The sequence below is a fragment of the Streptococcus acidominimus genome, from assembly GCF_001921825.1.
GTDB lineage: Bacteria > Bacillota > Bacilli > Lactobacillales > Streptococcaceae > Streptococcus > Streptococcus acidominimus.
Genome location: NZ_MSJL01000009.1, coordinates 26,621 through 50,415, shown reverse-complemented (window position 1 = coordinate 50,415; position 23,795 = coordinate 26,621). Strand labels below are relative to the sequence as shown.

At 43.3% G+C, this 23,795-nt stretch carries 23 protein-coding genes; 9 read left to right on the top strand and 14 right to left on the bottom strand.

The window, feature by feature from the left end; all coding sequences use genetic code 11:
• Positions 1 to 178 precede the first annotated feature (178 nt).
• Complete coding sequence (locus tag BU200_RS03195; protein WP_075098787.1) at positions 179 to 1,018, bottom strand: undecaprenyl-diphosphate phosphatase; 840 nt, start codon at positions 1,016 to 1,018, stop codon at positions 179 to 181.
• 879 nt (positions 1,019 to 1,897) lie between these two features.
• Here BU200_RS03195 and BU200_RS03190 point away from each other — a divergent pair.
• Together BU200_RS03190 and BU200_RS03185 are read left to right on the top strand one after the other, a co-directional pair.
• Complete coding sequence (locus BU200_RS03190; RefSeq protein WP_075098786.1) at positions 1,898 to 3,463, top strand: ABC transporter substrate-binding protein/permease; 1,566 nt, start codon at positions 1,898 to 1,900, stop codon at positions 3,461 to 3,463.
• Positions 3,456 to 4,205 (top strand): amino acid ABC transporter ATP-binding protein, encoded by a 750-nt coding sequence (locus tag BU200_RS03185; RefSeq protein ID WP_075098785.1) that lies wholly within the window; start codon positions 3,456 to 3,458, stop codon positions 4,203 to 4,205. Before BU200_RS03190 ends, BU200_RS03185 begins: the two co-directional genes overlap by 8 nt.
• Before the next feature lie 235 nt (positions 4,206 to 4,440).
• Here BU200_RS03185 and BU200_RS03180 read toward each other — a convergent pair whose 3' ends face one another.
• The 6 genes from BU200_RS03180 to BU200_RS03155 form a co-directional block, all read right to left on the bottom strand.
• Positions 4,441 to 4,650, bottom strand: a complete 210-nt coding sequence (locus BU200_RS03180) for a capsule biosynthesis transcriptional regulator (protein ID WP_075098784.1) — start codon at positions 4,648 to 4,650, stop codon at positions 4,441 to 4,443.
• An 84-nt stretch (positions 4,651 to 4,734) separates the two neighbouring features.
• A complete protein-coding gene (locus BU200_RS03175; RefSeq protein WP_075098783.1) occupies positions 4,735 to 5,631 on the bottom strand; it encodes an SPFH domain-containing protein in 897 nt (298 codons plus the stop codon).
• A gap of 93 nt (positions 5,632 to 5,724) precedes the next feature.
• On the bottom strand, positions 5,725 to 6,975 hold the full coding sequence (gene ilvA, locus BU200_RS03170) for a threonine ammonia-lyase IlvA (RefSeq protein ID WP_075098782.1): 1,251 nt from the start codon (positions 6,973 to 6,975) through the stop codon (positions 5,725 to 5,727).
• Between the two features lie 135 nt (positions 6,976 to 7,110).
• Positions 7,111 to 8,133, bottom strand: coding sequence for a ketol-acid reductoisomerase (ilvC, locus tag BU200_RS03165; protein ID WP_244912638.1), 1,023 nt, complete (start codon positions 8,131 to 8,133; stop codon positions 7,111 to 7,113).
• Between the two features lie 323 nt (positions 8,134 to 8,456).
• The gene (ilvN, locus tag BU200_RS03160) at positions 8,457 to 8,933 is read right to left on the bottom strand and encodes an acetolactate synthase small subunit (RefSeq protein ID WP_075098780.1); all 477 of its coding nucleotides are present in this window, start codon (positions 8,931 to 8,933) and stop codon (positions 8,457 to 8,459) included.
• Positions 8,926 to 10,629 carry an acetolactate synthase large subunit gene (locus BU200_RS03155; protein ID WP_075098779.1) on the bottom strand — a complete coding sequence of 568 codons (1,704 nt, stop codon included), beginning with the start codon at positions 10,627 to 10,629 and terminating at the stop codon, positions 8,926 to 8,928. Before BU200_RS03155 ends, ilvN begins: the two co-directional genes overlap by 8 nt.
• Before the next feature lie 391 nt (positions 10,630 to 11,020).
• Between BU200_RS03155 and ilvD the strand changes: the two genes are divergently transcribed.
• From ilvD to BU200_RS03110, 7 genes are all read left to right on the top strand, one after another.
• Positions 11,021 to 12,745 (top strand): dihydroxy-acid dehydratase, encoded by a 1,725-nt coding sequence (ilvD, locus tag BU200_RS03150; protein WP_075098778.1) that lies wholly within the window; start codon positions 11,021 to 11,023, stop codon positions 12,743 to 12,745.
• Between the two features lie 42 nt (positions 12,746 to 12,787).
• Positions 12,788 to 13,159: a DUF6176 family protein gene (locus tag BU200_RS03145; protein WP_075098777.1), complete on the top strand. Its 372-nt coding sequence runs from the start codon at positions 12,788 to 12,790 to the stop codon at positions 13,157 to 13,159.
• Entirely contained in the window at positions 13,159 to 14,532 is a 1,374-nt protein-coding gene (locus BU200_RS11465) for a T7SS effector LXG polymorphic toxin (RefSeq protein ID WP_244912637.1), read from the top strand. The genes BU200_RS03145 and BU200_RS11465 overlap by 1 nt, the downstream gene beginning before the upstream one ends.
• A 3-nt stretch (positions 14,533 to 14,535) precedes the next feature.
• Entirely contained in the window at positions 14,536 to 15,192 is a 657-nt protein-coding gene (locus BU200_RS03130; protein ID WP_075098776.1) for a hypothetical protein, read from the top strand.
• Positions 15,193 to 15,228: 36 nt separating this feature from the next.
• The gene (locus BU200_RS03125) at positions 15,229 to 15,528 is read left to right on the top strand and encodes a DUF4176 domain-containing protein (RefSeq protein WP_075098775.1); all 300 of its coding nucleotides are present in this window, start codon (positions 15,229 to 15,231) and stop codon (positions 15,526 to 15,528) included.
• 375 nt (positions 15,529 to 15,903) lie between these two features.
• Positions 15,904 to 16,413, top strand: a complete 510-nt coding sequence (locus BU200_RS03120; protein WP_075098774.1) for a hypothetical protein — start codon at positions 15,904 to 15,906, stop codon at positions 16,411 to 16,413.
• Between the two features lie 362 nt (positions 16,414 to 16,775).
• The gene (locus BU200_RS03110) at positions 16,776 to 17,282 is read left to right on the top strand and encodes a hypothetical protein (RefSeq protein ID WP_075098772.1); all 507 of its coding nucleotides are present in this window, start codon (positions 16,776 to 16,778) and stop codon (positions 17,280 to 17,282) included.
• Positions 17,283 to 17,799: 517 nt separating this feature from the next.
• Here BU200_RS03110 and BU200_RS03100 read toward each other — a convergent pair.
• The 7 genes from BU200_RS03100 to nusA all read right to left on the bottom strand — a co-directional run bounded on the left by BU200_RS03100 (position 17,800) and on the right by nusA (position 23,785).
• Positions 17,800 to 18,141, bottom strand: coding sequence for a metal-sulfur cluster assembly factor (locus tag BU200_RS03100; protein ID WP_075098797.1), 342 nt, complete (start codon positions 18,139 to 18,141; stop codon positions 17,800 to 17,802).
• A 282-nt stretch (positions 18,142 to 18,423) separates the two neighbouring features.
• Positions 18,424 to 18,777, bottom strand: a complete 354-nt coding sequence (gene rbfA, locus BU200_RS03095) for a 30S ribosome-binding factor RbfA (RefSeq protein ID WP_075098770.1) — start codon at positions 18,775 to 18,777, stop codon at positions 18,424 to 18,426.
• Between the two features lie 17 nt (positions 18,778 to 18,794).
• The gene (locus BU200_RS03090) at positions 18,795 to 19,310 is read right to left on the bottom strand and encodes a GNAT family N-acetyltransferase (protein ID WP_075098769.1); all 516 of its coding nucleotides are present in this window, start codon (positions 19,308 to 19,310) and stop codon (positions 18,795 to 18,797) included.
• On the bottom strand, positions 19,310 to 22,018 hold the full coding sequence (infB, locus tag BU200_RS03085) for a translation initiation factor IF-2 (protein WP_075098768.1): 2,709 nt from the start codon (positions 22,016 to 22,018) through the stop codon (positions 19,310 to 19,312). Before infB ends, BU200_RS03090 begins: the two co-directional genes overlap by 1 nt.
• A gap of 17 nt (positions 22,019 to 22,035) precedes the next feature.
• Complete coding sequence (locus BU200_RS03080) at positions 22,036 to 22,338, bottom strand: YlxQ-related RNA-binding protein (protein ID WP_075098767.1); 303 nt, start codon at positions 22,336 to 22,338, stop codon at positions 22,036 to 22,038.
• Complete coding sequence (rnpM, locus tag BU200_RS03075) at positions 22,331 to 22,627, bottom strand: RNase P modulator RnpM (RefSeq protein WP_075098766.1); 297 nt, start codon at positions 22,625 to 22,627, stop codon at positions 22,331 to 22,333. The genes BU200_RS03080 and rnpM overlap by 8 nt, the downstream gene beginning before the upstream one ends.
• 18 nt (positions 22,628 to 22,645) lie before the next feature.
• Positions 22,646 to 23,785 carry a transcription termination factor NusA gene (gene nusA, locus BU200_RS03070; protein WP_075098765.1) on the bottom strand — a complete coding sequence of 380 codons (1,140 nt, stop codon included), beginning with the start codon at positions 23,783 to 23,785 and terminating at the stop codon, positions 22,646 to 22,648.
• Positions 23,786 to 23,795 lie beyond the last annotated feature (10 nt).

Here is a 23,795-nt window from a genome sequence, read left to right as displayed (position 1 = left end):
TGCGACTCGTTGCCTAGTACTAAAAATAAACTAAACGGCTATAAAAATCAAAAACCAATAATTAAGGCTCGAAAAAAGAGCCAGACCTGTAAACAACTAAAATTGTAACCCTCATGGCTCTTTCATACAATGATAATCCGAACTCTTGACAGAGTATCCTTTTGATTTTCAAAGACTATTAAAAGATAAGTGTCACCAAATAGTAGAGAACCAAGAGTGTTCCCAAGGCAATTCGATATTTTCCAAAGAAGGTGAAGTCGTGTTTTTTCACATAGTCAGTCAAAAAGCGAATCACCATCAGAGAGACGCCAAAAGCGGTCACCATTGCAAGTAAGAGCAAGAGCCACTGACTCGCGGTTACACTCAAGCCTTTCACGAGGAGTTTAACGACTTTCAACAGACTAGCACCAAACATAATAGGAATCCCCAAGAAAAAGGTAAACTCTGTTGCTACTTCACGGCTAGTGCCAAGGAGAATCCCACCTAGGATTGTTGCACCCGAACGGCTAGTTCCGGGAATTAGGGCAAGGACTTGGAACAAGCCAATAGAGAAAGCTGTTTGATAAGACATCTTGCCTAGCGAGGCCACTCGTGGCTGGCGATCTTTCTGCCACTTTTCTACATAAATAAATGCAATACCATAAGCAATCAACATCAGGGCAACAACGATAAAGTTATATAGATGATCATCCAACCAATCGTCGAATAAAAGTCCCAGAAGGGCTGCTGGCAAGGCTGCAATCACAACTTTTGCCCATAATTGCCACGTCAACTGAATATCACGACTTGATTTGCCGGGCTGAAAGGGATTGAGCCGGTCGAAGTAGATGACCATAACCGCTAAGATTGCCCCCAGCTGGATAACGACATTGAACATGGAGGTGAAATCAGCACTCACGTTCTTAAAGGAAACAAATTCCTGCACTAAAATCAAGTGCCCCGTGCTTGAGATGGGCAACCACTCGGTCACTCCCTCTACAATCCCAAAGAAAATCGCTTTTATAATCTCGACAAACATAGCTTACTCCTTCTTCATTTCATTCATTATATCATAAAAAGAAGATATGAGGGCATGAAAAAGCGAGCGAACATCAGGAAACTTTAAGATACGAGGGCGTGTGACACGAGCTTCACTCGTTTTATCTCCAACCTTCCACAGTCTATTCCCAGACTGTGGAAGCGAGCAAAGCAAAAATAGGAGTTTTGACGCAGAACTACAAGTTCTAGGAAAAACTATCTTTTTTGCACTGCTCGTAGCCCGAGTTCAGTTACACAAGATACGAGGGCGTGTGACACGAGCACTGCTCGTTTTATCTCCTACCTCCCACAGTCTATCCCCAGACTGTTTGACACGAGCATTGCTCGTTTTATCTCCTACCTCCCACAGTCTATCCCCAGACTGTGGGAGCAACTCTTAGACAAAATAGGCGGCCGAACAGAAGCGGTTCGCTTCGTTGTGAAACCCCCACAAAGGCAACTAGATTGGCGTGGTAGCGGCAATCAGATGCCTACTGTGTCTTATCTAGGTTTCTCAACCTTTTGACTACGCTTTGTCAGCGAGTTGAAGTCCGAGTTCAATTACACAAGATACAAGGGCATGTGACACGAGTTACACTCGTTTTATTTCCAACCTTCAACAGCCTATTCCTAGACTGTTTGACACGAGCACTGCTCGTTTTATCTCCTACCTCCCACAGTCTATTCCTAGACTGTGGAAGCGAGCAAAGCAAAAATAGGAGTTTTGATGCAGAACCACAAGTTCTAGGAAAAACTATCTTTTTTGCACAGCTCGTAGCCCAAGTTCAATTACCAGAACGAAAACATATCTTTTTTCAATTAGTTTGCAATCTGTCTACATTTTTTATACAATATAACTACTTTTGGAAAAGGAGAGACTATGAAAAAACGATTGTTACTGCTGCTTGTAGCACTCATAACTGTTTTCCACATCAGTACGAGAGTCCAAGCAGATGATTACCTCCGTGTCGGTATGGAAGCTGCTTATGCACCTTTTAACTGGACACAAGAGACAGATGAAAATGGGGCTGTTCCAATTGAAGGAACCAACCAATTTGCTAATGGTTATGATGTTCAAGTCGCAAAGAAGATTGCGGAGAAGATGGATAAAAAGGTCTTGGTCGTCAAGACCAAATGGGAAGGACTCGTTCCTGCTCTAACTTCTAGCAAAATCGACATGATTATCGCAGGAATGAGCCCGACAGAAGAACGCAAGAAAGAAATTGCCTTTTCTTCTAGATACTATACCTCCCTGCCTACGCTAGTCGTACGCTCGGACAGCAAGTGGGCGGATGCAAGGAGTATCCAAGACTTGGCAGGAGCAAGGATAACTGCACAGCAGGGGGTCTACCTCTACGATTTGATTGACCAAATCAACGGTGTTGACAAGCAGACGGCTATGGGGGACTTCTCTCAAATCCGCCAAGCCCTAGAGGCCGGTATCATTGACGCCTACGTTTCAGAACGTCCCGAAGCTCGTACAGCTCAGGAAACCAATCCTGCCTTTCGCATGGTAGCCTTGACCAGTGGTTTTGAGACCAAGGCAGAAGACGTCACCATTGCTGTCGGTATGCGTAAAAACGATAGCCGTATTGCGACAGTCAACCAAGTCTTAGAAGCCTTTACAGAGCAAGACCAGCTGGCACTCATGGATAAGATGATTGAAAGTCAACCAGTTGAAGCAGCTAGCGGAAAAGCATCAGCATCTTTCCCCGTTCAAGTATGGAAAATCTTGGTCAATAACTGGCCACAGCTACTCCGCGGAACAGGCATGACCCTACTCATTTCAATCCTTGGAACAGTTATTGGAACTGCTATCGGTTTATTGATCGGAGTCTTTCGCACTGCTCCAAAGGCTGACAATAAAGGACTTGCCTTTCTTCAAAAAACACTTGCTATTCTCATCAATGTCTATATCGAAATCTTCCGTGGTACACCGATGATTGTACAATCCATGGTCATCTACTACGGAACAGCCCAGGCCTTTGGATTGAATTTAGATCGAACCTTGGCTGCGATTTTCATTGTATCCATCAATACCGGAGCCTATATGAGTGAAATCGTCCGTGGAGGAATTTTCGCTGTGGACAAAGGACAATTTGAGGCGGCAACCGCCCTTGGCTTTACCCATAACCAAACCATGCGAAAGATTGTCTTACCGCAAGTTGTCCGTAATATCTTGCCTGCTACGGGAAATGAATTTGTCATCAATATCAAAGATACGTCCGTATTGAATGTGATTTCCGTGGTAGAGCTTTACTTTTCTGGAAATACCGTTGCTACCCAGACCTACCAGTATTTCCAAACTTTCACTGTGATTGCCATTATCTACTTCATCTTGACCTTTACGGTCACTCGTATCTTGCGCATGATTGAAAAGCGCTTGGATACAGATACCTATACGACTGGCGCAAACCAGATGCAAACGGAGGTGCTTCATGACTAATACGATTTTAGAAATCAGTCATCTGAAAAAAGCTTTTGGTCAAAATCTAGTCCTAAAAGACATTTCAATGACGGTCAAAAAAGGAGAAGTGATTTCCATTATCGGTTCTTCTGGATCTGGAAAATCGACCTTCCTGCGCTCCATCAACCTTTTAGAAACACCGAGCGAGGGGGAAATCCTCTATCATGGTGAAAATGTATTGACAAAAGGCTATGATTTGACCACCTATCGCGAAAAATTAGGCATGGTCTTCCAGTCTTTCAATCTTTTTAATAATCTGAATGTCTTAGAAAATGCCATTGTTGCCCAAACGACCGTCTTGAAACGCAGCCGTACTGAAGCTGAACAAATTGCGAAAGAAAACCTTACCAAGGTTGGCATGACCGAACAATACTGGACTGCCAAGCCTAGCCAGTTATCCGGTGGACAAAAGCAACGGGTAGCAATCGCCCGCGCCCTATCTGTCAATCCAGAAGTGATTCTCTTTGATGAACCTACTTCTGCCCTTGACCCTGAAATGGTGAACGAGGTCTTAAAAACCATGCAGGATCTTGCTAAGTCTGGCTTAACTATGATTATCGTGACCCATGAAATGGAGTTTGCCCGTGATGTTTCAGACCGCGTCATCTTTATGGACAAGGGACTGATTGCAGAAGAGGGCACCCCACAACAAATCTTTGAAAATCCACAAGAAGCACGAACAAGGGAATTCTTACAACGCTTCCTTGGTCATACTCTTTGAAATGATAGCCGTTTCGTTTCTCTTTTATAATGGAACTTGAGCTAATACTCTATAAAAATCAAAATCTGGAACAGGCTAAAAAGCTCCAGTGGAGCTTTTTACTCAGCAAGGTGAATGAATGACGAGATTTTGATTTTTGACGAGTATAAGTATTCTCACAAAAACACCAGCTGGAAAACCAGCTGGTGTTTTTGTGAGAGTAAAAGAGGAGAAAATCCCCTCTCTTACTTTAACATTAGTTCTCAAATTTTTTATGATTTTTATCATAAAAGTCAATTAGGCCCAAAGCGGTAGCAAATGAAATATTGTCAATCTTTGCACGACCTTGTGCAAGGGCGATAACTGACATCTCACGTGCGTTTGTCTCTTTGCTGATACGGTATCCTGTGATTTTCTTATCGCGTACCCAGCCGACAACTGCGGCCACTTTTTCATAACTAGTCATGAGAAACCCCTTTCTTTTTATTCGTTCAATTCAGTTTATTATATCCTGTGTCACTTGTCAAGTAAAATGTGCAATAAATAGGTATTATTTCGCTTTTAGGGCAGATAATATCTGTGTGCGAACATCTTCCATCCCTTCAGGACTGGCTGGTAGGAAGATTGTGCTGTTTCCTGAGTAGGAAAAATTATTAAGCGTATCCAAATATTGGTTCGTCAAGAGGATAGACATAATCTGCTCCTCTGTCAAGGCAATGTCTGAATCCTTCAACTCTTTAATGGAATCAGCCAAGCCATCGACAATGGCTTTCCGTTGTTGGGCGATCCCCACACCATGTAGACGATCCTTTTCAGCCTCTGCTTCAGCGGCTGTAACAATCTTGATCTTATCTGCTTCTGCCAGTTCTTGAGCTGCTGCCCGCTTGCGCTGTGCGGCATTGATTTCATTCATTGACTGCTTGACTTCTGCATCAGGCTCGACCTTGGTAATCAAGGTTTTGACGATAATATAACCGTAGGTAGACATCTCTTCTGCCACTTGTTTTTGGACTTCAAGGGCGATCTCGTCTTTTTTCTCAAACAATTCATCCAAGGTCAACTTTGGAACAGATGAACGAAGAGCGTCTTCAATATAGGACTTAATCTGCGCTTCTGGACGCATGAGCTTGTAGTAGGCGTCTGTGACATTATTCTCGTTAACACGGTATTGCGTCGCCACGTTCATCGTCACAAAGACATTATCCTGCGTTTTGGTTTCAACGACAATCTCACTTTGGAGCAGACGCAATTGAATGCGAGCTGCAATGTGATCAATTCCAAGTGGAAGCCTCAAGTGAATCCCACTCGTACTCAACTTTTGATATTTACCAAATCGCTCTATAATGACAACCGATTGCTGGCGAACGACATAGAGCGAGCTCAAGGCAAGCGCTGCAACCAACAAAATAATTAGGACGAACACAACACTAAGAATGTTCATTACCATAATACTTTCCTCCTTTTCTTTGAGGAATATTATACTACTTTATTTAAGAGTTGACAAGCAAAAATAAGCAATCTTTACAAAAAAGATATACGCTTACACGAGGAGACTATACAGCGTTTCATTCCCGCGCAGATTGATAAAGGAGGGATCAAATTTCTCCATCCGCTCGATCAAGCCCGCATAGCCGTGCTTATCTCCGAGAGCCACCCCGATAAGAACAGGTCCTGTCCCCTTGCTGGCACGTTTGATATACTCAAAACGAGTAATATCATCATTAGGCCCCAAGATGTCCGTTACAAATTCTCGGAGCGCTCCTGGACGTTGTGGGAAATTCACGACAAAGTAATGTTTGATCCCGTCATAAATAAGCGCCCGTTCTTCCATTTCTGGCATGCGGTTGATGTCATTGTTGCCTCCTGATATGATACAGCAGACCGTTTTGCCCTTGATGTATTCGCTCAAAACTTCCAGCGCCGCAATGCTGGCAGCACCTGCTGGCTCTGCCACTATTCCTTGCTTGGAATACAGGTCAATCAAGGTTTCAGAAATCAAGCCCTCATTGACACCGATTAGATTTTCTACATGCTGCCGCGTCACTTCATAGGTCAACTGTCCTACCTTTTGCACCGCGATCCCATCAGCAAACTTGTCAATCTCCTTTAACTTGACAGGTCCTCCAGCTTCAAAGGCTGCTTTCATACTACGTGCCCCTTCAGCTTCCACACCGATCACTTCAATGGCTGGATTTTTTTCCTTGACATAGGTCGCAACTCCCGCAATCAAGCCACCGCCACCAACTGGCACCAAGAGGGTATCAAAATCGATCGACTCCCGCTCGGCTTCCTCCATGATTTCATAGCCTACCGTTCCTTGACCTGCCTGCACATTGACATCATCAAACGGTGCGATAAAGGTGCGATTTTCACGCTCGGTAAAGTCCTGTGCCGCTTTAGCAGATGCGTCAAAGGTATCACCGACCAGCTTGACATCCACCATATCGCCACCAAAGAAGCGAACCTGACCAATCTTCTGCTGCGGAGTGGTAATCGGCATAAAAATCGTTGCAGGAATTTTTAATTCGTTGCAGGTAAATGCCACCCCTTGCGCATGGTTGCCCGCACTGGCACAGACCACTCCTCGCTTGCGTTCCTCTTCACTTAACTGCGAAATCGCGTAGTAGGCTCCCCGGATCTTGAAAGAGCGCACGCGCTGAGCATTTTCACGCTTGAGATAGATCTTTGCTCCATACTTTTCTGACAAATAGCGGTCATAATCGAGCGGTGTATACACTACTACATCTTTCAGTACCTTATGAGCACGGACAACGTCCTTGGCTGTTAACATAGATTCTCCTTTTACACAAATGGTCTACTATGAAAATAAAGTGAGAAAAATCGCGTTTCTACCACCAATTTCCCTCACTTCCTCTATATCTGTCAGATGTTTACACCGACGTCCCCATCTGACTATTTTCCTTGCTTAATTGTAGATTTTGAAAGCATCATCATCATTTTTGCCGACAAATGGCATCGCTTTCCGAAGTTCTGCTCCTACTTTTTCAATTTCAAGGTTAGCTGCTGCTTTGCGGTATTCTTCCATGCGTGGACGACCCGCCTTGTAGTCTTCAACAAAGTCGTTGGCAAATTTACCAGATTGAATGTCTGCAAGAACGGCTTTCATATTTTCTTTGACTTGGTCAGTAATCACACGAGGACCTGATACATAATCGCCAAATTCAGCAGTATTTGAGATAGATTGGCGCATTTTCTTGAAGCCACCCTCATAAATCAAGTCTACAATCAGTTTCATTTCATGAAGTACTTCAAAGTAGGCAAGTTCTGGCGCATAGCCTGCTTCTGTCAAGACCTCAAATCCTGCTTCCATAAGAGCTGTCAAGCCTCCGCATAGAACCGCTTGCTCCCCAAACAAATCTTCTTCTGTCTCTTCTTTAAAGGTTGTTTCAAGAAGTCCTACACGAGCTGAACCGACACCTTTTGCCCAGTCCATAGCGATATGTTTCGCATTGCCAGTCGCGTCTTGGTAAACTGCATAGAGAGCTGGTACCCCGAAGCCTTCCTCAAAGGTACGACGAACCAAGTGACCCGGACCTTTCGGCGCGCACATGAAAACATCCACATCTGCTGGCACTTTGATAAAGCCAAAATGAATGTTGAAACCATGAGCAAAACCAAGTGCATTACCCGCTTCCAAGTTGGGAGCGACCTCTTCTGCATAAAGGTCTGCTTGGATTTCATCTGGTGCAAGGATCATGATCACATCTGCTTGCTTAGCTGCCTCTGCTACTTCAAATGTGGCAAAACCATCTTCTGTTGCCTTGTCAAACGACTTACCAGCACGCACACCGATGATGACATCATGACCTGTATCCCGCAAGTTTTGCGCATGGGCATGTCCTTGTGAACCATATCCGATCACGGCAATTTTTTTACCGTCAAGTGCTGCTACTGTTACATCTTTTTCGTATTGCATTTCTACTGTCATCTTTTCTCTCTTTTCTATTTTATATGATATGTTTATAGTCGTTTAGTTTATTTTTAGTACTAGCTCAAACAGTCTGGGGATAGACTGTTTGAGGTCGGAAATAAAGAAAACGAAGTTTTCGTTAAAAGTCGCAGGTAGTTGAAATAGTTGATAACTAGACAAGTGATAGATAAGAAAAGTGTAACTTTTCTCAATAGTACAGCAAGACGAGTTAACGAAGTAATAAAAATATAAACTAAACGACTATAAAATCAAAAGCTCACTGGGAGAGCTGAGGCTCAACAAGGTGAGCGAGCGGTGTTAGGGTTTGACTTTGACAAGCATCAATCTCTGCTAAATCCTGTCGCCCCTGTGCGAGCAATGTTTTTGATACCATAAGGTTGAATAACCCGAAGAAGGGCTTCAATCTTATCCCCGTCTCCCGTCATTTGAATGGTAATCGAATGCGGGGCGACGTCTACGACGCTGGCACGAAAAGGCTGGATAATCGCTAAAATTTCTGCCCGCTTAGCTGGCGGTGCCACGATTTTGACCAAGAGTACCTCGCGCTCCAGATGGGGAATATCGGTAATATCTCGCACGCGCACGACATCGATCAGGCGGTTGAGCTGCTTGATGATTTGCTCCACCTCATCCATGGTTTGGACATCAATAATAACGGTAACTCTTGAAATTTCAGTGATTTCAGTCGGGCCGACCGAAATGGATTCAATGTTAATCTGTCTGCGGGATAGAACCCCGGTAAAACGATTCAAGACCCCAGATGAATTTCGCAATTTGGCTGTTAACATTCTACGCATTGAACTTCACCCCCAACATCTCTGCATTACTCTTTCCTGCTGGAACCATGGGCTGAACATGCTCTTTATTAGAAATATGAACCTCGATCAACATCGGTCTATTTTCCCTGATCACCTCCAAATCCTCCACCAAAGTAGAGGGGTTGGTACAGCTGGTATAGCTGATACCATAGGCTTCTGCCAGAAGTCTGAAATTCGGTTCTGCGTCAAAGACAGACTGGCTGCGACGCTCGTCATAGAAAGACTCCTGCCACTGGCGCACCATACCGAGCGAGTGATTGTTGAGCAAGACCACCTTGATTGGGATACCATAGCCGTTTAAAATGGCTAGTTCCTGATTGGTCATTTGGAAACCACCATCACCTACAAAGAGAATGACTTCTTGATTTGGATTGGCTAATTTGGCACCGATAGCCGCGGGGATCCCAAAGCCCATCGTTCCCATACCACCAGAGGTAATCAGCTGTCTGGCATGTTTGTAAGGATAGAACTGAGCTGCCCACATCTGGTGTTGTCCCACATCGGTGACCACGATGGCATCTCCATTTGTCATCTCACCAATTCGTTCGATGACTTTCTGCGGCTTGATATACTCTTCATCTTCGTCATAAGCAAATGGTGCCCGACGCTTGTTCTCGAGCGTGTGTTGGGTCCATTCTTCGTAATCGGTCTCAACTGTCTCTAAGGCCAGTAAGGCTTCAAGACTTGCCTTGGCATCTCCAACGACTGGAATGTGGGTCTTGACGACCTTGCCAATCTCGGCTGGGTCTATATCAATATGTGCAACCCTTGCATGTACTGCAAAGGTGGTCGGATTGCCCGTCAAACGGTCATCAAATCGTGCGCCGATATTGATGATATAATCCGCCTCTGTCAATGCCATATTGGAAGCGTATGAACCGTGCATCCCTCCCATACCGAGCGCTAATTCGTGCTGAACTGGTATTGTTCCTAGACCTAGAAGGGTCGAAACGACTGGGATCCGATAGCGCTCCGCAAAGGCAATCAATTCCTTATGTGCATCTGCATAGTTAACCCCACCACCTGCTAGAATAAGAGGCTTTTTAGAAAGCGAGAGTTGCTGCAAAATCTTCTTGACCTGCAAGCCATTTGGGATAACCGTTGGCTGATAGCTTGGTAAGTGCACTGTATCATCATAGTAAAAATCAACCACCGTTTCTTGGACATCCTTGGGAATATCGAGGACAACTGGACCTGGACGACCTGTTGTTGCGATATAAACAGCCTCTGTAATCACACGAGGAATATCTGCCGCATCCCGTATCTGGTAATTGTACTTGGTAATCGGCATGGTAATACCGATAATGTCTGCTTCCTGAAAGGCATCTTTTCCGATTCCACGCGTTGCGACCTGTCCTGTAAAGACCAGCATTGGCACGCTATCGCCCATGGCATCTGCAATTCCTGTAATGGCATTGGTCGCACCGGGACCACTGGTTACAAGTGCAACACCGATTTTTCCAGTTGATTTGGCATAGCCTTCTGCTTCATGGGTCGCCCCTTGTTCGTGACGGGCTAGTACGTGCTGGATGTCTTTATAGCGGTAAATCTCGTCATAGAGAGGCAAGACAGCGCCGCCAGGATAACCAAAAATGACATCAACACCTAACTTTTTCAGGGTGTCTAGTATTAGATAGGAGCCCGAACGTGGTTCCTCTAATTGAATTTGATTCAACTCTCTTCCTCCTCTCATCAATCGTCAAATATTATCTAATATAGTACCATGTTCTTGCTCGAGATACTAGATAAATTTTACTTATGTACTATAATAGCACAATGATAGATAAAGTCAATAAAATTTTCTGAAAATTCCAAACTTCAGAGAATTTCTTATAATTTCCCAACACTATTGCTTGATCAGTCCGTCTTTTAGTCTTCTTTTTTGATTTTCTCTCTGTCCCAATGCTGATAAAGACGAACTTTTTCTTCAATCCGAGGAAAGTCGAAAAATGTTCAATCCTTTATCGGTCATATTTTCAGAAATGTCTATTTTTTTAATCAAATAGCTTTTCTCACAAAAATTTATGCTATAATATAAGCAAGAATAGACGAAAGAGAGACTTCCTATGACAGAAAAAGATACTCTGACCCACCTCAAACATCGTAGCTCTGTCTATGATTCCATGGTCAAATCCCCCAACCGCGCCATGCTACGGGCTACTGGAATGACCGACCATAGTTTTGATAGCCCTATCGTGGGGGTCATCTCCACTTGGGCGGAAAATACTCCCTGTAATATGCACTTACACGATTTTGGAAAATTAGCCAAGGTCGGAGTAAAAGATGCCGGTGCTTGGCCTGTTCAATACGGAACTATCACTGTGGCAGATGGTATTGCAATGGGGACACCTGGAATGCGCTTCTCCTTAACCTCACGGGACATTATCGCAGACTCGATCGAGGCAGCCATGGGCGGTCACAATGTAGATGCCTTCGTAGCGATTGGTGGCTGTGATAAAAATATGCCCGGCTCTATGATTGCCATTGCCAACATGGATATTCCCGCTATCTTTGCCTACGGAGGTACCATTGCTCCCGGAAACTTAGATGGAAAAGACATTGACCTCGTCTCCGTCTTTGAGGGAATTGGAAAATGGAACCACGGTGATATGACTGCTGAAGAAGTCAAGGCCTTAGAATGCAATGCCTGTCCAGGACCGGGTGGATGCGGCGGTATGTATACGGCTAATACCATGGCGACAGCAATCGAAGTTCTGGGCATGAGCCTACCGGGTTCTTCTTCTCATCCCGCCGAATCACCAGAAAAGAAAGCTGATATTGAAGAAGCTGGTCGTGCAGTCGTCAATATGCTGAAAATGGGCTTAAAACCGTCTGATATTATGACCCGCGAAGCCTTTGAAGATGCCATTACTGTCACTATGGCACTAGGGGGATCTACCAATGCAACCTTGCACCTCCTCGCTATTGCACATGCTGCTAATGTGGATTTGACCTTGGAAGATTTCAATGATTTCCAAGAAAGGGTACCTCACTTGGCTGACCTCAAACCATCTGGACAATACGTTTTCCAAGACCTCTATGAGGTTGGCGGTGTCCCTGCTGTTATGAAATACTTGCTCAAACACGGTTTCCTACATGGCGATCGCATCACCTGTACGGGGAAAACTGTGGCAGAAAACCTAGAAGCCTTTGATGATTTGACACCAGGTCAAAAAGTCATCATGCCACTTGACAATCCAAAACGGGCAGACGGACCACTTATCATCTTGAAAGGAAACTTGGCACCTGACGGGGCTGTTGCCAAAGTTTCAGGGGTCAAAGTGCGCCGCCACGTCGGTCCTGCTAAGGTCTTCGACTCCGAAGAAGAAGCAATTGAAGCTGTATTATCTGACGAAATCGTAGACGGTGATGTCGTTGTTGTTCGCTTCGTTGGTCCAAAAGGTGGTCCCGGTATGCCAGAAATGCTCTCCCTCTCTTCCATGATTGTTGGTAAAGGGCAGGGAGATAAGGTTGCTCTTATCACAGACGGTCGTTTTTCAGGTGGTACCTATGGTCTCGTCGTCGGACACGTTGCACCTGAAGCCCAGGTCGGTGGTCCAATCGCCTATCTCCGTACAGGTGATCTGGTAACCGTTGACCAAGATACCAAGGAGATTTCTATGGCGGTATCTGACGAAGAGATCGAGCGCCGTAAGGCTGAAACCACACTCCCACCACTCTATTCACGAGGAGTTCTTGGAAAATACGCCCATACCGTCTCTTCTGCTTCAAAAGGAGCTGTGACAGACTTCTGGAAACCAGAGGAAACTGGAAAAAGCAAACGCGAATGATGAATAAAAACCAGTCAAGGACTGTTTTTTAGAAAGGATAGTATGAACTATACAGTTGAACTAACCCGCTTCAAGGTCAAGGAAGGGAAATCTGCTGTCGTTGATGAGTGGATGGACTTCCTAAATTGTCATATAGAGGAGACGCTCTTAACGCTTGAGGGCGAAAAGATGTATATCGAGACGATTTTTCGAGAAATCTTAGACGGTCAAGAATACCTCTACTGGTACTCCGTCCAAGGTGTCGGTGGTATCACTGTCGAAAACTCTGATTCCGCCATTGATAAAAAACACCTCGAATATTGGGCAGAATGTATCGATCCTAACTTTGGCTTTAAAGATCTTGATACACAAGTTGTGATGATTCCAAAACCGATGATGGACACCATGGAAAAGCTGTACGAGGAGGAAACATAGTGGGAATTGAAATGTATCTAGGATCCTCTGACCAACAAGCCCAAAGTGTTGGTTCAGTATTGAGAAATCGCCTAAATGCCTATCAGTCTTTACAGGCTAGTTTGAGCCAGTTTATCCATGATAGCGCAAGTTTGTCAGGTCATACCTACGATTCAGCCAAGGCTTATAGTCAACAGATCCTGCACCCCTTAATCAAGGGGTGCATTCTCCTAGATGAAGCGGTGAACACGGCTTGTAGTAACCTGCCAAGTCAATACCGCAGTCAGGTAGACCAAGTGGACTTGAAGGAAGATGAGCTGGTGGAGCAGATTTATAAGGCAGATCTTTTTATCAGTCGCTACATGGAGCTGATTGCGTTAGAGTACCGTCAAGACCCACCCAGCTACTCCTATATCTCATCTCTACGCTCTTCTGAAGATAGGTACCGAAGTTTAAAGCAGAAGCTGGAGGAGAAATTACAGAAACTACGGGCTTTTGATGGCTCTTCTGTGTATTTATTTTCCCATATCCAGCCCTTGATAGCCGCAGTCCAAGCAGGCATGCGCCAAGCCACCAGCTCATGGAATGCCGAAACCAAGGTCTTCACCCTCCCACCTGCCAAGGATATGGAGTGGGTCAAGCAGGTGGATAAGAGGTGGACTTCTTATAAAACTGAAAATGATTATAAATCTATTATAGAGAAAATAAAAAATGGAGAAGATGTAACGGAGCAGGATTTGATTGTGATTGAAAACTATATCAAATCAAATCCTAATGAGGCATTGGATTCATCAATTGTTCATTTCTTGTTTGAAAATGAACTGAACCGCTATACCTCTTACTTTAATGCAGGAAGCTATGCAAGTACTGGCAGATTAGCTGGTGCAGAAGCACTAGCCAGTATTAAGAAAATAAAAAATGGGACATGGTGGCGAAAGCCAGTCTCTACCACCTATTCGAAAACTGGTTATAAAACCTGGAAACAGGTCAGCGGAGATGTCTCACGATTTAATAATGTTAAGGCAGCAAAGCATACGGAAGATTTACTGAATGGTACCGGAACATTTGTTAAAGGTACAGGAGTTAAGGGAGCTGCAAAAAGCGTTGGTCTACTTGGTAGTTCGCTAGCAGTTTTAGATGGTGTATCAACCTACTTTGAACGTGTCGACCAATATGGTGCTACAAGTGCTGCGATTGATGGAGTTGCACATACCGGAACAGCCGTAGGAGCTATGTATGTAGGAGCAGCGATAGGTTCTGCGATTCCAATACCAGTTGTTGGAACGCTTGTTGGAGCTGCAGGTGGTGTAATCGTTAATAATCTATTTAATATTATTTATGATGGATTTTCTCATGGAAAATGGGAATGGGAAAAATGGAATGATTTTTGGTGATATATGTTTTTTAGAAAAATCGTTTATATGGGCGAATGTGGCGAGGGGGCTGTCTATTTTGATACAGAGAGAAATCTTGCTCTGCTTGCCCCGCCAAGTAGGCTTTTGAATACGGCAGGTGCAGGAAAAACAAATCTGTTGATTCCTGCCTTAGTTGCCTTGGGATTTGGTGGAACAGGGTTAGTGGTTGCCAATCCCTTTGGTGGCTATTACAGCTATGCGACACTGATTTATTTAGTTCTTTTATGGCTAATAGAGTGTTTTGGCTTGATTTGGCTCTTGGAACGCGCCCTTTACAAGAATGTGAAGCAGGCGCAATCAACGACACGACAACATTTTCGGACAGCTGTCTATGGCAATCTTTTTTGGAATAACTTTGGTGATAAAAGAGCAACTGTTGGGAAGAAACTATTCTTTGTTTTTGTTATTATTAGTATGATTATTGTAAATATTGCTCTAATTCCTGTTTTTCTAGAATCGATTCTACCAGATATTAATAATAATGCTCAAATTGATAATGGGATCATTTTGACTAGTCTGTTGGGTTTGATGCCAGCTATTTTGGTCATCTTAGTCTGGCAAAATAATCCCATTCGCTGGTTTAATATAGTTGGCAGATACCAGCGACGTGAAATTCCTTGGGGAAAGAGTGTGAACTAGCTAATAAATGTGGCTTATGCGAAAGGATGATTAGAAATGGTTGAAAGAATTTTACCACTGGGTAGTGTTGTTTGTTTAAAAAATGGAGATGGTACAGAATTGATGATTGTAGCTCGAGCTAGCGTCGTTCTTGAACAAGATAGAGAAATTTACTATGATTATGGTGCAGTTGTCATTCCGCAGGGTATGGTCACACCAGAGCAAGTTTTCTTTTTCAATCGCGAGAATGTCGAGACTATTATTTTTAGGGGATTTGAGAATAAAGCCGAGAAGAAATTTGCCGAGTATTATGAGGAAATGCTCTCTCAATCGCCATATTCTAAAGGTGAAGTCTAATATTAAGACTTCCAGATACAGAACTATTATTTCCTTAGTGTCACTAAGGAAATTTTTGGTATAATAAGTATGAGGAAATTCTTCTTAGACTTAGATAAAATGTGGACAATTCTACATTGTTAGAGTAGCTTTAAGTGAATCTGAAATTAGAGCCGTAAGTGCAGACCTTGGAGTTGCTGAAGCGCTTAAGAAAGAAGTGATTATTTATGACAATTTCTTTGGCGTGCAAGGAGAAGAGAAACTAGCTCTTGATGAATTTCTGAAAGAATATTATCCTGACCAACTGGAACGGTAACTGGATCCTGCGAGAAACTTTAATTTTTTGCGGAAAAATCCAAGCTTCTTGAACCTATTTGCATGGAGGAAATTCATGATATGACGGAAATAATTGGCAAGATTTATAATCTAAGTCTTAATAAGAGACAGATACTTAGAGGTTGGTATGTGATTATATCTGATACTGGTACAGAGTACCTAGTAGAAAGAAGTTACAGTCTTAGTTCGAACTGGTATCGTAATGTATATAAAATTGATGGTACCTTGCAGGACTATTTAGTTACTGAAGAGATTAGAGAACAGTTTAGTCGTAAAAATAATTCTTTTTATATAGGTATAGGACTTGTAATTACTAGCTTTTTAAATATTTTTCTAAGAAAATGGTTACCTCTTAATTTTTGGTTTGGTCACTTTAATAGCACATTTGATATGGCTAGAGGAGCTATCAATATAGTGTTAATGATACTAGGAGTAACTATTTGGAGCTACGGTCTATTGATATACAGAAGAATCCACTTGCAAAAAGTATTTCCAAGTCTGAAGAAAATTGGTCAAATCAAGTCTTTAAGTGCTTTAATTATATTAGACAACAAGAGAGAGTTTTGGTAATGAGAAAAATAGCTTATATTATCATGTTTTTAATGACAGTACTCCCATTCTTAGTATTGGCATATATTATTCAATTACGTCTGTTTATTTTAATTCCAGCTTTATGGATAACATACTTGTTTTTTAGGGGTGTCGAAATAAAAGAACATGATAGAACAATAACATTTTCTATGGAGGAACCTAAGCATGAATGAGAAATTACTAACTTTATGAAGTGTAGTATTCTTAGAAGAAAGCAAGATAAAGGACTTTAGGTAATCGGTTCAGCCAAGGCGAGCTTACGTCTCTTCTTTGCGCTCCTCTGTCATTTATTCAATCCGTAAAAGATTTTAAAGACTATCTAACTAGAGGTGAATTTAAAAATGTGGGAACGTAAAAAAATAATATTCATTACAATTATACTATCCATAGGATTATCTATAATGCTTTATAAAAAGAATGAGAGCTATCAGTTTAAGAGAGATTACGAACAGCATGATAGGATTGCTGCTTTATATGATGCCCTAGGAACACCGAAGTATGCCGAAGCTATTAGAGAATTAGGCTATAAAATTCCTAATAATAGCACATTAAGATACGATGGATTCATTTATCCTTTAGAAATAGAAGCATCGTTTTCTATAAAAATAGGGCGTCCAGACAGTAGAGAGGATACAGATTTCAATGTTTGGTTTACTATTAAAAAAGAAGGGACTGTGATAAACGGGTCATATTACTTGAACTCTGATTTTGCTATCTTAAGTAGTAACTATTATGATACGAACAATAAAACGATTTTTATCCCAAAAACGGAAGAAGAAGAAATAAGACAAGAGATAGAGCGAGAAATTGACAGTTTTTTACATTCTTTATACGAATACCTCTATTAGTCTTTTTCTACTGTTTTTTGAACATCTGTATATCAACCTGATATTTGTGCAAACTACCAACCAATAGGACTTCTTGTCAACATCTATTGGCTAAATAATCTCGGGAGTTCTATTATACGGAAATAGCTGTCAGTACTACTGCTAGATATATTGTAGGTAGACTTGGTAATACAATTTAGCTTTTCTCATGGAAGATGGGAATGGGAAAATTTATTTAAATTTTGATGATATATGTTTTTTAGAAAAATCGCTTATATGGGCGAATGTGGCGAGGGGGCTGTCTATTTTGATACAGAGCGAAATCTTGCTCTGGTTGCTTCCCCACTCTAGACGTCCCTCTATCCTAGAGGCGTCCTTTTGGTGGTGTTTAACGCTCATCATTATCGGAATAGTGGGCTATATGTCTTTCAAACCTCTTATAGTCTTTTGGGGAGGGATAATTCTCTATCATAGTTCTATTTTCATCAACAATTGGGGCGAAAAAATAAATAAAGAGTGAGCAAATGTTGCTCACTCTTTATTTTGGGCTAATTCCTAAGGTAATCCGACCAAGGCGGCTGATGCGGGTCATCTTCCAAGCTGGAGACCAGACGACTTCAACGCCTGCGTTTTCAATACCATCAATTTTCTTCAAGGCATCAATCAGATCACCCGGCAGGGTCTCCGAACAAGCACAACCTGCATCTGTGAAGGTCATGACCACCTTACAAAAGCTATTCTCATCTAGATCGATTTCATAAATCAAGCCTAGATTGTAAATATCCAGTTCGATTTCTGGATCATAAATGCTTTCCAAGGTTGCAATTAGCTGACTTTCAAGCGCCAAGGCGCGGTCATTGATTTTAATATCGTCTCTCATCTTCCACCCCACAACAAGATTGTAGTGATACTTACCCAATAGCACCATATACCTTTAATCGTTTTCAGAACTATCTACGGATTTCTCACTTCCAACAACTTTGTCATTGTGCAGAACTCCAGCGACTACAAAGCCATTATTTTTAACTCTCTTCCATGCTATGGAAAGAAAAAACAACAGCTATCTTTCTGATCTTTATTGAGTAGGAACTATTTTCTCATATTTCCTACTATTTTTCAAGAAGGATTGAAAATTTTCACAAAAACAGCCTTGCGGCTGTTTTTAGTCTTTATTATCTAATGCACGTAACAGTTGATCAATCTTGTTCCCATATTCAATGGATTGGTCTTTTTCAAAGACCAAGTCTGGGATTTTATACAGGGCGAGCTTACGGCCTAGTTCCCGTTTGATGGTTCCTGTCGCCTTTTCAAGCCCTGTCTGCGCCTTTTGATTGTCAGAAGCCAGATCACTCATGATAGAGTAGTAGACTTTGGCAACCGACAAATCCCCCAGCATTTGAACATCTGTTATCGTGACACCTTGAACACGGGGATCACGGACTTTCTTTTGCAAAATCTCATTGACTTCACGCTTGATTTCCATGCCCACGCGGTCTGTACGAAAATGATTTGCCATAACCTTCTCCTAACATGTTACATTTCGAACTCTAGAGGATATTGAACAATCCCTCCTAGGTCATTTGATCCATTTGTCAATTCATAGACCATGAAATAAGAAGCCGGAACATCAAATGGAGGAAAAATCCCTTTCTCACTGGCGGATACATAACCAAACTTAGAATAGTATTGATCATCTCCCAAAACGATAATTGCATGATAACCTGCTTGCTTCGCTCTTCTATGAGCTTCTTCAATCAGGCTACTTCCAACTCCCATTTTTTGAAAATCCACGCGTACAGCTAGGGGAGCTAAGCCTAGTTCCACAGAATCTGCAATCCTAATCTCTGAAAGAAGAAGATAGCCTACTATTTCTCCATGGATTTCTGCAAGCAAAGAGAGGTCGGGAAGGTAGTCGGAACTTTCCCATAAACGCCTTACCAGCTCTTGCTCCTGACCGTCTGAATGTTCTGCCCTTGAAAATGCCTCTTGAACCAAACTATAAATGGTCTTAAAATCTGTCTGCTCTGCCTTTCGTATACGAATAGCCACTATTTCTTCACTTCTTCCATGATATAGGCTTCAATGACATCATCAATTTTGAGGTCATTGTAGTTTTCAATCATGAGTCCGCCTTCGCGACCGTTGGTGATTTCTTTGACATCATCTTTGAAGTGTTTTAAGCTGGCAAGTTTGCCATCAAAGATAACAACGCCATCACGGATAACACGGACGCTTGAGTCACGGGTAACTTTCCCGTTAATCACCATAAACCCACCAATGGTTCCCACTTTAGAAACTTTGAAGGTTTCACGGATAAGGGCTTCACCAATGATTTTTTCTTGGTACTCTGGATCAAGCATTCCCTTCATGGCGTCTTCCATTTCCTCGATCACCTTGTAGATAATGCTGTGAAGACGGATTTCTACGTCATCAGCTTCTGCCTGTTGGCGCGCCTGTGGTGTCGGACGGACACTGAATCCGATGATAAAGGCATTTGAAGCTTCTGCCAAGGTAACGTCAGACTCATTGATCGCACCAACTGCTGAATGGACAATGTTGACACGGACACCTTCAACTTCAATCTTTTGAAGTGATGAGGCAAGCGCCTCTACCGAACCTTGCACATCAGCCTTGATGATGACATTCACAGACTTAACCTCACCCGCTTTAAGGGTATCAAAGAGATTTTCAAGACTGACACGTTGGGTTACCTGACGTTGTTTCAAGAGGGCACGTTTGGCACGTTCTTCACCTGCTGCACGCGCTGATTTTTCATCTTCATACACCGCAAAGTGGTCGCCCGCCATTGGCGCCTCATTCAAACCAGTAATCGAAACAGGGGTAGATGGACCTGCCAACTTGACACGACGTCCAAGATCATTTGTCATTGCACGAACACGTCCAAAAGTGTTTCCAACAACGATTGGGTCTTGTACGTTCAAGGTTCCTTGTTGAACAAGGAGGGTTGCCACCGCACCTTTTCCTTTATCCAAATGGGCTTCGATAACCGTACCAATCGCACGAACAGTTGGATCTGCCTTCAATTCTTGGATTTCCGCAACAAGGAGAACTGTTTCCAACAATTCATCAATATTTTGATTGAATTTAGCTGAAATTTCAACAAACTCACAGTCTCCACCCCAAGCTGTCGAGATAACACCATGCTCTGCCAATTCACCGATAACACGCTCAGGATTTGCTCCCGGTTTATCAATCTTGTTGATGGCTACAATAATTGGAACGTTGGCAGCTTTTGAATGGTTGATCGCTTCAATGGTCTGAGGCATCACACCATCATCTGCTGCAACAACCAAGATGGTCAAGTCCGTCACGGACGCTCCACGCGCACGCATGCTCGTAAAGGCCGCGTGTCCTGGCGTATCAAGGAAGGTGATTTTCTTGCCACTTTCTTCGATCTGATAAGCACCGATATGCTGTGTGATCCCTCCTGCTTCACCTGTGGCAACACGTGAATTACGAAGAGTATCAAGAAGCGTGGTTTTCCCGTGGTCAACGTGTCCCATGATGGTCACAACTGGTGGACGTTCGACCATTTCTTCTGGATTGAGGTAGCCTTCTTCAACGAAGAAGCGCTCAATATCCGCATTATCCACTTCCACCTTTTCTTTGGCTTCAATCCCGTAGTCGACCATCAGCAATTCAATCGTGTCTCCATCTAGGGGTTGGTTTTGGGTTGCCATCACTCCCATCATAAAGAGTTTCTTCACGATTTCAGCTGGTTCGCGCTTGATACGTTTTGCGATTTCAGCCACTGTCATCCCCACTGTATATTCAAATTCAGTCGGCAATTCGTGGAACTTACGTTCAGTGACAGGCTTGCTCGCTTGTTGCTGCTTGCCTTTTTTATTCTTCTTGTTTGGATTCCAATTACTATTTCTTTGATTTCTCACTTGATTTTGACTATTTCGATTCTTCTGTTGTTTTCTTGGACCATCTTCTTCGTGATCAAAATCATCACGGCGTTTATCTGGTCGAGCTTGTTTTTTCCGACGTTTATCCGCAGCAGGCGTTGCTTCAACTGCCTCTGGCACTACCTTTTTCGGCTTCGCTTCTACTACTGGTTCTTCAAACTTAATTTCTTTTGGCTTCTGTGGCTGCTTCTTCGCTTCTTGAGCTTGGCGGAAGCGTTCTTCACTTGTACGTGCATACTCCTGCAACTGCTCTGCCTTTAGGGCAGCAGCTCGCGCCTTGAAATCAATTTTGGTACGTGTTTCTTCCACTCTTGAGCCTTGTTCCACACGGTTTGGACGTTGACCACCTTGAGCCGAACGCTTATCAAAGCCTTGATTGCGGCCTCCTCTACGCTCTTGGTCCTTGTGGTCACGACGGGGGTTTTGCTGTCCATTTGACCGGTTGTCCTGCGGACGGCCTCCTTGAGCCTTTCCTTGATTGCGTCTTGCCGCTTGTTCTTTGGCACGCGCTTCACGCTCTGCCTTAAAATTACGGCTTTTTGGGCGATTCGGGGCAGCTTGAGGAGTTGGAGGCACAGCTTTGGTCTCTGCAGATTCTGGTGCCTGCTTTTCTTTCTTGCTAGGCGCCTGCTCAACCTTTTCTGCTAGCTTCTCAACTGTTTTTTTCACTCCAGAAAATCCAGCAACGATCCGTTGCGCAATATCTGCCTCTACGCTTGAAGAGTGACTTTTCACCTCAATGCCTAATTCCTTTGCCTTAGCGACAACTTCCTTACTTTCCTTACCCAATTCCTTGGCAATCTCATACAATCTCTTCTTAGACAATATCTTGTCCTCCTGTTCTATTCCATAATAGACCTCATTTTCTTAGTAAATCCAGCATCTGTTACAGCCAGTGCCTTGCGTGGCTTTCCGACTGCCGAGCTTAATTCCAGCGTTGAAAACGCGGTAACGACTTCTACCTGATAGGTACGACTTTTATCTGTAATTTTTTTACTTAGGTTGGGACCTGCATCATGGGCTAAAAAGACGAGCTTTGCCCTTTGCTTTTGAATGCTTTCAACGACCAATTCTTCGCCTGAAATCAAGCGACCAGCCCGTTGTGCCAACCCGAGTAAATTCAATATTCTTTGCTGGTTATTCAAGACCCAGTTCTCTCCTTTTGACCTTGTGATCAACGTAGGCAATCAGTTCGTCATAGAAGGCTGGTGCTACTTCCATGCCAAAGGCACGGTCAAAGACACGTTTTTTCTTAGCATGGGCTGCTTCAGCATTATCCAGCTTGATATAGGCTCCACGACCATTTGCCTTGCCTGTTGGATCGATAAAGACTTGGCCTTCCTTGTTTTTCACAATCCGCAATAAATCACGCTTATCAATAATCTCTCCAGAAACAACTGATTTTCGTAAGGGGATTTTTCTAGCCTTTGCCATAAGTACCTCCAGACGGGCTTACTCGCCTACTTCTTCTGTTTCTGCAACAGCTGCTTCACCATAGAGCTCCGCTTCCATTGCTTCGTATTCTGAAGCAGATTTGATATCGATACGAAAACCTGTCAAGTGAGCTGCCAAACGGACATTTTGCCCGCGGCGACCAATGGCAAGAGAGAGTTTATCATCTGGTACGACCACTGTCGCATGCTTGCCATCTTCTGTATCAAAGATAACTTGGTCAACCTCTGCTGGAGCAAGGGCATTGTAGATAAACTCTGCTTCATCTGGCACCCACTCGATCACATCGATATTTTCTTCGATTGGGATCATGCGATCCAGTCTTGCATCATAGCGTGCTGGGTGGAATTTACCTGTAACCTTCTTGATATTTGAACCACCACGACCAACAATTGTTCCGATAGCATCTACGTTTGGATTGTGGCTACGCACCGCCACCTTGGTTCGGTCACCTGCTTCACGGGCAACACTCATGATTTCCACCGTTCCGTCATAGACTTCTGGGATTTCTTGCTCCATTAGACGCTTGATCATTTCTGGATGACTACGGCTCACAAAGACATTGACACCACGCGCATTGTCCTCTACCTTGTAGACATAGACTTCGATACGATCATGCGATTGGAAGACTTCTCCAGGAATCTGGTCTTGTTTGGATAATTGAGCCTCGATATTCCCTAGGTTGACATAGATAAAGCGATTGTCAAAGCGTTCAACCGTTCCAGACATGATTTCCTTTTCATGTGCCTTATAGGTATTGTAGGTAATTGCCCGGGTCTGCTTGCGCATTTTTTCCATGATGGTCTGCTTGGCAGATTGGGCTGCTACCCGACCAAATTCTGCTGGTGATTCTTCAAACTTAATCTTATCTCCTAATTCGTAGGCTGAAGAAATGGCCAAGGCGTCTTTCAAGCTAATTTCAAGCCGACTATCAAAGACCTCATCTACTACCTCGCGAACAGTATAGACGCGAAAATCTCCTTTTTTTTCATCAAACTCGATCGCAGCTGACTCCGATTGACCATAGCGGCGTTTGTAGGCTGAACGGAGTGACTCCATAACCGCCTCAATGATGTCTTCTTTTTTTATCCCCTTGTCTTCCTCTAAAATACGGAAGGCTTCTAGCATCTCTTTACTCATTTTGTTTTCC